1 protein-coding gene is annotated in these 519 nt (G+C 69.2%); it reads left to right on the top strand.

Translation table 11 applies throughout. The annotated features are described in order from the left end of the window. On the top strand, positions 1–470 hold a 470-nt coding region (locus J5M58_RS26205), incomplete at its 5' end, for a hypothetical protein (protein ID WP_207880247.1). Between the last annotated feature and the right edge of the window lie 49 nt (positions 471–519).

Raw genomic sequence — 519 nt, 5'->3', positions numbered from 1 at the left:
CGAGCGGCCGGCTGATGCTCGCGAAGGCGTCGCGCTCGCTCGTGCGCGGGCGCTGGATGAGCGACGCGGACCGCCGCAACGTCGACGTCGCGAAGGCATGGATCGAGCGGCGCCGGCGCGTGACCGCCTGGGCGCTGCTCGCGTACGCGTTCAGCCCGCTGCCGTCGAACTATCTGTTCATCGCGTACGGGCTGACCGGGCTGCCGCTGCGGCTGATCGGCGTGCCGTTCTTCTTCGGGCGGCTCGCGAGCTATGCGCTATGGGCGTCGCTCGGCCAGTTCACGCATGACTACGTCGAGCCCGAATCGAATCTCGGCGGCGCGTATCTCGGCCTCTATTTCGCGGCGTCGCAGCTCGCGTTTCTCGCGCTCGTCTACGCGTTCGCGAAGATCGACTGGGCGTATCTGCAGCGCGAGCATAAGCTGCGCTTGCGGCGAGCGGAAAAGAACGAGGGCGGGCCGGGCAGGTGAGCATCGCCGCGCGTTTCGCGACGCCGGTGGCGCTCGACACCGCGATGCC

Origin of the sequence: Pseudomonas sp. 32_A (assembly GCF_017490905.1) — a bacterium.
Taxonomy (GTDB): domain Bacteria; phylum Pseudomonadota; class Gammaproteobacteria; order Pseudomonadales; family Pseudomonadaceae; genus Aquipseudomonas; species Aquipseudomonas inefficax.
Note: the sequence above shows the minus strand (reverse complement) of the source record. Positions and strands in the feature narration are given on the sequence as shown.